Below are 7,956 nucleotides of genomic sequence, written 5' to 3'. Positions count from 1 at the left end.
ATCAGCGATTTCAGCCCCAGCGCCATGACTCGCTCGTCGCTCCCCAGCCCCAGCGCCTTGGGACTGATGGCATCAGGCAACTGGAAATGCACGCGCAACCGCCCATCCGCGCCAATCGCTTCACGAATGAGCGGTGTCAGGGGCAGTTCAAGGGTGTTGTCCTGCAAGCGCGTGAACTGCGTCGACAGCGCTTCAACACCGTTGATCAAGACCTCCACCCGCTGGCGCGTGTGCGAGGGCTGCACGAACGCCGCCGCTTCGATCGAAATGGCCCGCGCTTCTGGCGGTATGCGCAAAACAACCTCAGCCTCAGGCCCTTCCGACCAGGTGCCCCACTCTTCGACGCGCCCCCAGCCCTCGGCCAACATGGCGTTGATTCGGCTGAACACCTGGCGCTCACCGAGCTTGACCTGCATGTCCAGCGTCTCGTCGGCAACCGGCGGGCATTGGGCGCAGGTTTTCCAGCCCGGCGCCAACACCACGAGGCCGTCGATACGGGTCAACAGGTCGGTTTGGCGGTTGACGGTTTTCGCCGCCTGGAGCGCGGCGCGAGGGTCGAGGATGTACAACGAATCGGCTGCGTACTGGCCGCTGGCAAGCATCTGATCGGCGTGTCGCTGGGCTCGCTCGATCGCCCGGTCGCTCATGCGTCCCAGGTACACACCATCGGTTTCCAGGCCATGCGCCAGGGCGTATTGGCTGGTCAGCAGCCAGTTGTCCGGCTGGTTCTGCGGCAACAGCGTCCGGACTTTCGAATAATGACCGGCCGCGCTGGCCCAGAACGGATCGTTCATGGCCGTGGGCCAACTCGAGGCCGCCGGCACCATCCGGCTCTGGCGCAGGCCGGCCCATCCCGCGCGGGTATCCAGCACTTGCACCACCAGGGCGATGGCCAGCAGACACGCCGCTGCCCGTGGCTTGTTGCCGCGGATCACCGCGAAGATGACGACAAATACGATGGCGTAGAACACGGGCCAGAACATTCGACCGGCCGCGCGAAAGACGTTTGCCAGAAGTTCAAGGGGTTTGGGCAGCCAGTAGTGCATATTCAGCATGCCGATGCCGACGTGGTTGGTCAGCGAAAACAGCGTCAGCCCGATCAATGCCAACAGCAACAGTCGCCTGTGGCGCACGGCATTCGCCAAACCGGTGTTGCCTTGCAGCAATGCCACGCCAGCGCAGATCGCCAGCATGAGGACACCCAATCCCAGGTAGTTGAAACCTTCGTAGTCCCCGGGGCCCTGGGGCATGTCGCGCAAGGTGTGTGACCAGCCGCTGGGGTTGACCAGCGACATCACGTTCAAGCGATACAACCCATAACCCCCCGCCACGGTCCCGCCACCCACGCTGAAATAACCCGCCTGCCAGCAACAGAACGCAACCAGCAAAAACAAGCCACCCAGCTCGATCCAGGCATCGCGCCGGGACACTCGGCCCTTGCTGGCCTGACTGGCAAGGTCGGCCAGCCAGATCAACGCCACCATGGCCAACAGGTAAGCGTGTACCAGCGCTGTGGCGGCCAACAGCCCGCCCCAGGCCAGCCGGCGTTTTTGCACACCGGGCCGCAGCGCCAAGTACAAGGCCGCCAGGATCAGGAAATGCCCGGACAGCGACAGATGCCCGCCCATGCGCAGAAACATCGGCGGCGAAAACACCAGCAACCCGGTACCCAACAGCCTGATCCACAGCGACGGCGTCAGCAGGCCGACCAGCTTCCAGCCGAACCAGGCTTGCAGGATGAAACAGGCCAGCAACCACAGGCCAAAATACTGGAACGTCTCGGGAAGCCAGGCGTTGAAGGGTTTGAACACAAACGCCAGCAGCGGATTGGAGTCGGAAAAAATGATGCCGTTGCCCAACTCCAACCCATAGGAAGGGTTCATGCCCAACGGAAAGGTCCAGGGCGAACTGCGGAAAAATGCCCAGCCCATGTAATGGGTCGCCGCATCGCCCTCCCCCAACCAGGCGATGTTCGTCGGGTCCAGCACCCGCGGGCCGATCACCAGCAGGAACGCCAGCGCCCCCAGCAGTATGGGCAACAAGGAAACCAGGTAATGCTTGCCGCGAACGGTCATCGATACGTCCAGAAATTATGCAGGATGAAGGTGAACACGGGGATGATCAGCGCCACGGCCGCGATGCCCGCCAGGTAATCCAGGCCGACACGTTGGGCTACCCAGGCCACCAGCATCGCCAGCCCGAACCCGCCGATCGATACCACGACGAAACGGCCAAGGGTGCGGCCATGCAAGCGGCTGGAAAAGCTCCAGAGGGTGTTGATCAGGTACGACACCACGGTCGCCACGACAAAGGCGAAACCGTTGGCCAGTGGCGGGTTGGCCAGGATCAAGTGCACAAACAGCACGGCAGCCACCACATGCACCGCGGTGACGAGCAGGCCGGTCATGGCAAAGCGCAAGGCACGTCGCAGCAGCGGCGAGTGCGTCCAGGTCACGGCTTCTGCGCCAGGCAGAACACCGTCAGGCCGGCGATACGATTGGCCCCCATGAATGGACGTTCCAGGCTGCACAGGGTCCTCAGCACGCCATTGACCAGCGGATGATGCCGCGCAAGCTGCGACTTGGCCGGTGCCCCGGAGGTTTTGCGCTGCAACAGGCGCAGGCCGGCGGCAATGGGAAATACCAGGCCGAAGTAATACGCCCCTTGCTGGACCTGCAAACCGGCCTGCACCACGACGCTTTCCAGTTGTTTGAGGGTATAGCGGCGCTTGTGCTCGAGGAAATCGTCATGCCCGCTCCAGAGAAACTGGAACGCCGGCACGGTGATCAGGAAGCGGCTGCCGGACGGCACTTTGTCGACGTAGGCCTTGAGCAGGCCCACGTCATCATCCACGTGCTCCAACACATCCATCAGCAGCACCAGGTCGGCGTCCAACGTGTCGATGGCGCGTCGGTAGCGGACCGGTTTACCGGCGGTGCTGGCGTCGGCGTCGGCCGGATAGCTGATGTCCACGCACCAGGCCTGGGCCGTTGGGGTATGGGTCAGCAGGTGATGGGAAAAAAAGCCCGAGCCGGCGCCCACGTCCAGCAACGTACTGGCCGAGGTGCCCTTGAGCATGTGGAGCATGGCCCGCGCTTTCGATCGGTAGTACCAATGCTGCTCGATATCGGGACCGAGGATGTCGGTTTCCTTGAGATCCATGGTCAGTCCTTGGCGTCATAGATGCGCCGCACCAGGAAAACCGGCCGACGCTTGGATTCGATATAGGTACGGCCCAGGTATTCCCCCAACACGCCGATGCCGATCAGTTGCAGTCCGCCCAGGAAGGTGACCGCGACCATCAGCGAGGCATAGCCCGGCAGGTCGACCCCGGAAATCAGGGTCCGCAACACGATGAACATGGCAAATGCAAAGGACACCAGCGAGACGCAAAGCCCCAGGTACGTCCAGATACGCAGCGGTTCGGTGCTGAAGCTGGTGATGCCTTCCAGGGCAAAATTCCACAGGCGCCAGCCATTGAACTTGCTTTCACCGGCGGACCGCTCCGGCCTGACGTAGTCCACGTGGGTGGTCCGGAACCCCACCCAGGCAAACAGCCCTTTCATGAAGCGGCGCGATTCGGGCAGGGTTAGAAGGGCATCGACCACACAGCGATCCATCAAGCGGAAATCGCCGACATTCTCCGGCAGCTTGTGGTCGGCGATTTTATTGTGCAGCCGGTAGAACCCGTTGGCGGAAACCTGTTTGGCCCAGGAGTCGGAATCGCGATTGATCCGATGCCCCAGCACCACTTCGGCGCCGTTGCGCCAATGGGCGATCATGTCCAGGATCACTTCGGGAGGATCCTGCAAATCGACGTCGATCGGCACCACCGCCTGGCCACGGGCGGCTTGCAGGCCCGCGCTCAACGCTGCCTCCTTGCCGAAGTTGCGACTCAGGTCGACGATGCGGATACGCGGGTCGGCCTTCTGCCTGTCCAGCAGCAGCGCCAACGTATCGTCCACGCTGCCGTCGTTGACGAACACCAGTTCCAGGCTCACCAGCGATTCATGGGCAAAGACCTGGTCGATCCTGGCCATGAACAAATCGATGGACTGGGCTTCGTTATAGACCGGAATGACAAGCGAAAGCGCTAGACGACCTTGCAGATCCGCTCCTGGATATTCAGTCACTTGATGGCTCTTTTTCTTATAGTGTTTTCAGTCCCATCGGGCTTCCGGCCCTAGGCGTCGAACCGTATTAAGCAGGACCAGGCAGGGCAACGCAAGGATCCAGTCAGAACTTAAGCCGACCACATATTCGCAACATGACTTTTCACAATGTAACGGTCAAATTCCCGGCCAGCGCTCATGCCCAGCAATATTTGATAACCAATGGAAACGAATTTCCCATAGCCAAAACCAACCACTTGGCTAGGCTTGCAGCCACATGTTCAACGCATGTCTTGAGTGAATGAATCGCAGGGAGCGAACCGATGTATTTTGAAATCTATCGACAGACCCGAGGCAACCCGAGCACCGGAAAAGGCCAATGGCGCTGGCGCTTGAGAGCCGGCAACCACGAAACGATCGCCAGTGGCGAAGCCTATGTGAACAAGAGTGACTGCCTTCACGCCGTCAGGTTGATCAAGAACGTCCATGACGAGACGCCCGTGAAAGAGATCTGAGCACCGCCAAGCGGGGTCTGTAGGAGCTGGCGAAGCCTGCAATCTTTTGATCTTGATCTTTCGCTTGAGATTCAAGTGTCTGGAGAAAGATCGCAGCCTCGTTGCACTCGACAGCTCCTACATCGGTTCCGCTTTTTTGCTGTGACGATGGTTGCCAGGCAGGTAGGGTATACGGACGAAAACAGGAGGCCGGTGCAATGACTCGATCCACCCACAACCGCGACTGGCTGGTGCGGGCGCCCGAATCGAGGAAAATGGAACGCATCGAGGCTTATTTCAGTGGGCATGGCTACACCACCCATCGCCATGACACCTACGCCATCGGCATCACGCTTTCCGGCGTCCAGAGCTTCAACTATCGCCACAGCAAGCGTCATAGCCAGCCCGGCGGCACCATCGTCCTGCACCCGGACGAAGTGCACGATGGCGAAGCGGGGACCCGCGATGGCTTTCGTTACCGGATGTTCTATATAGAACCGTCGGTGATCCAGCAGGTGCTGGGGGGCAAGCCGCTGCCTTTCATCGAAGGTGGATTGTCCAGCGATCCCCGCCTCAACATCGCGACCCGTCGATTGTTGAACAGCCTGGATCATCCCCTCGACCCGCTGGAGGAAGAGGACGCCATCTACGATGTGGCCCAGGCCCTCGACGTTGCGGCGGGCAACAGGCGCGGACGGCGGCTGATCGACTACCCGGCGGCAGAACGTGCCCGCCTGTTCATCCACGATGCCCTCGACCAGGTGATCACCCTGGACGATCTGGTGCAGGCAAGCGGCAGGGACCGATGGAGTCTGTCCCGGGACTTCCGGGCGCTGTACGGCACCAGCCCCTATCGCTACATCACCCAGCGCCGCTTGAGCGAAGCCCGACGCCTGGCCTTCCACGGTGCGCCACTGAGCGAAGTGGCCCTGGCCTGTGGTTTTTTCGATCAGAGCCACATGACCCGGTTGCATACACAAGCCTTCGGTATTTCACCGGCACGCTGGCTGAACATGCGACGCTAGGACAGCGACTGCGCGGCGCAAAAAGCTGCACGATCATCCAATACGCACACTGGCTCGAACCATAAAGTAGGACGCACCACCCCACCAAGGAGATGCCTCGATGACCCGTTACGCCCCCATCAACTTCGCCCAGAAATACACCCTGTTCCAGGAACAGTGGACACCGAAAGTCGTGGCCGAAATGAACGACTACCAATTCAAGATCGCCCGGCTCGAAGGCGACTTCATCTGGCACGCCCACGCCGATACGGATGAAACCTTCATCGTGCTGGAGGGCGAACTGCGTATCGACTTTCGCGACGGCGCGGTGACGATTGGCCCGGGCGAGATGTACGTGGTCAAAAAAGGTGTGGACCATAAGCCCAGCGCCGCCCAGGAAGTGAAGCTGTTGTTGATCGAGCCTCGCGGCGTGATCAATACCGGCGAAGAAACCAATGAGCGAACGGCGGTCAACGATGTCTGGATCTGACTGAGCCAGGCTCAATCGTATTCAGCTTCCTGGTGATCGCCCAACACACCTGCATCGATCGGCCAACACAGGTCGGCGACCTGCCCGGCATTCAACACACCGGGCATCAGGACAAAGCCCTGCTGATGCAGGGCTCGCAGGAGGTCGTCAGTCGACACGACACCACCGGCTTCAGGTACGGAAGCGGCCGGTCAGTTCCGCCAGGTTTCTCGACAGGCTCGAAAGCTGCTGACTGGCCTGCATGCTCTGGGCGGAATTGGATGCCGCTTCGTTGGACAAGTCGCGAATGTCGGAGATGTTGCGAGCAATCTCTTCGGTGACACTGCTCTGCTCTTCACACGCGTTGGCGATCTGCGCGGCCATGTCGTTGATCCGCTGGATCGAGCCGCTGGTACCGCTGAGCACCTCATCAACCCCTGCGGCGCGCTCGACGCTGTCCCGGGCCTTGCTGCTGCCGACCTGCATGGCTTGCACCGCCTTGGCGACACCGCTTTGCAAGCGCTCGATGCGTACCTGAATGTCCTTGGTCGAGTCCTGGGTGCGTGCCGCCAGGGCCCTGACTTCGTCGGCCACGACCGCGAAACCACGGCCTTGCTCACCCGCCCGTGCCGCCTCGATGGCTGCGTTCAGCGCGAGCAGGTTGGTCTGTTCGGCAATGCCCCGGATCACTTCGAGCACGGCGCCGATGCTGGAGGTTTCCTGGGCCAGTGCCTCGATCGTGCCCGAAGCGCTCTCCACTTCCTGGGCCAACTGGCGGATCGACTCGATGGTGCTGCTGACCACCTCAGCACCGTCCCGAGACTGACTGCTCGCCTGTTGCGCGGCATCCGAGGCGCTCACCGCGTTATGCGCAACTTCATGCACCGCCGCGCTCATCTGGGTGGCGGCGGTGCTGACCTGATCGAGCGCCGCATGTTCGCTGCTGATCAAGCGGTCATTCGTCGCGGCCATATCGGCCATGGCACGCGCTGCGGAGTCCACCTCTCCGGTCACCCGTCCAACCTCGGCAATCAACGGCTGCAATTTATCGAGAAAACGATTGAAGGCACCACCGAGCTGGCCTAACTCATCAGCGGAGCGCACCTCGAGACGCCCTTTCAAATCGCCGCCGCCCTCGGCAATCTGCTCGACGCGGTGCAGCAACCGACGCATAGGGCTCAGCACCACCAGCGGCAAGACAGTAAGCACAAGGACGCAACAGAACAGGCCGATCAACAGAATCGCACCCTGTTGCACACCGACTGCCTCGCCGTTTTCAATCGCTGCGTCGCCTTCGCGATGCGATGCCGCATCTTCAAGGTCACCCAGCTTGTCGATGGAGTCCCGCATGGTTTCGAACAGGCGTTCACTGTCACCGAAGCTCAGGGCACTAGCGCCCTGCGGATCCCTTACAGACTGTTCGACGACCCGCCGCGAAACCTGCATCCATTTCCCGAAGCTGTCATTGAACTGACTGACCAAGGCCTGCGCCTCGGCACCGGGTTGCATCGCGGCATACTTCTGTACGCGATCATAAGCCTGCTTCGCATTCTCGCTGTGACTGGTGCTCAGCGCTTGAATATGCTCATTCGCATGACCATCCAGCAGGCTGCGCTCGGCGACGAAAGCCTGATAAAGATCGCGATCGGCATTGAGCAACAGGCTGATGGCCGGCAGATTACGTTTAGTCAATTGCGTGCTCGATTCAGTCACCTGACCGATGCCACGCATGCCCGTCCACCCCATCAGCACCAACAACAGCGCGAGAAACGCAATGGGCAGAGTGATTTTCCAACGAAAGCCCAGATCGGCAAAAAACCGCAGCATGGGGTGTCACTCCTTTCATGGGGATTAACTTACCTATCGGCAGCCATGCC

Annotated in this window: 8 protein-coding genes and 2 pseudogenes; 3 read left to right on the top strand and 7 right to left on the bottom strand. The window is 60.9% G+C overall.

The genetic code is table 11. The annotated features are described in order from the left end of the window. From J4E53_RS28760 to J4E53_RS28745, 4 genes are all read right to left on the bottom strand, one after another. Positions 1–2,075, bottom strand: a 2,075-nt coding sequence (locus J4E53_RS28760; RefSeq protein WP_207268247.1) for a DUF6311 domain-containing protein, incomplete at its 3' end; no start/stop codon positions are given. Beyond that, the gene (locus tag J4E53_RS28755; RefSeq protein WP_060743069.1) at positions 2,072–2,407 is read right to left on the bottom strand and encodes a GtrA family protein; all 336 of its coding nucleotides are present in this window, start codon (positions 2,405–2,407) and stop codon (positions 2,072–2,074) included. The genes J4E53_RS28760 and J4E53_RS28755, both read right to left, overlap by 4 nt. A gap of 44 nt (positions 2,408–2,451) precedes the next feature. After that, positions 2,452–3,162 carry a bifunctional 2-polyprenyl-6-hydroxyphenol methylase/3-demethylubiquinol 3-O-methyltransferase UbiG gene (locus tag J4E53_RS28750; protein ID WP_103311171.1) on the bottom strand — a complete coding sequence of 237 codons (711 nt, stop codon included), beginning with the start codon at positions 3,160–3,162 and terminating at the stop codon, positions 2,452–2,454. 2 nt (positions 3,163–3,164) lie between these two features. Continuing rightward, the gene (locus J4E53_RS28745) at positions 3,165–4,133 is read right to left on the bottom strand and encodes a glycosyltransferase family 2 protein (protein WP_060738751.1); all 969 of its coding nucleotides are present in this window, start codon (positions 4,131–4,133) and stop codon (positions 3,165–3,167) included. Positions 4,134–4,435: 302 nt separating this feature from the next. On the opposite strand from J4E53_RS28745, the gene J4E53_RS28740 reads away from it, so the two are divergent. From J4E53_RS28740 to J4E53_RS28730, 3 genes are all read left to right on the top strand, one after another. Beyond that, positions 4,436–4,627 (top strand): DUF1508 domain-containing protein, encoded by a 192-nt coding sequence (locus J4E53_RS28740; RefSeq protein WP_060738752.1) that lies wholly within the window; start codon positions 4,436–4,438, stop codon positions 4,625–4,627. A 197-nt stretch (positions 4,628–4,824) separates the two neighbouring features. Next, positions 4,825–5,631 (top strand): AraC family transcriptional regulator, encoded by an 807-nt coding sequence (locus J4E53_RS28735; protein WP_103311169.1) that lies wholly within the window; start codon positions 4,825–4,827, stop codon positions 5,629–5,631. Between the two features lie 100 nt (positions 5,632–5,731). After that, complete coding sequence (locus tag J4E53_RS28730; RefSeq protein ID WP_103311167.1) at positions 5,732–6,100, top strand: cupin domain-containing protein; 369 nt, start codon at positions 5,732–5,734, stop codon at positions 6,098–6,100. An 11-nt stretch (positions 6,101–6,111) separates the two neighbouring features. On the opposite strand, the gene J4E53_RS30645 is transcribed toward J4E53_RS28730, so the two are convergent. The 3 genes and pseudogenes from J4E53_RS30645 to J4E53_RS31235 form a co-directional block, all read right to left on the bottom strand. Next, on the bottom strand, positions 6,112–6,258 hold the full coding sequence (locus tag J4E53_RS30645) for a hypothetical protein (protein ID WP_219734607.1): 147 nt from the start codon (positions 6,256–6,258) through the stop codon (positions 6,112–6,114). Positions 6,259–6,271: 13 nt separating this feature from the next. Continuing rightward, positions 6,272–6,871 (bottom strand): annotated as a pseudogene (locus J4E53_RS31240) (methyl-accepting chemotaxis protein); the annotation flags it as partial. A 258-nt stretch (positions 6,872–7,129) separates the two neighbouring features. After that, positions 7,130–7,906: pseudogene (locus J4E53_RS31235) on the bottom strand (MCP four helix bundle domain-containing protein); the annotation flags it as partial. Between the last annotated feature and the right edge of the window lie 50 nt (positions 7,907–7,956).

This window comes from Pseudomonas sp. FW305-28, from assembly GCF_017351395.1.
GTDB classification, from domain to species: domain Bacteria; phylum Pseudomonadota; class Gammaproteobacteria; order Pseudomonadales; family Pseudomonadaceae; genus Aquipseudomonas; species Aquipseudomonas fluorescens_AA.
The sequence above is the reverse complement of the archived record's forward strand: the minus strand, read 5'-3'. Positions and strand labels throughout refer to the sequence as shown.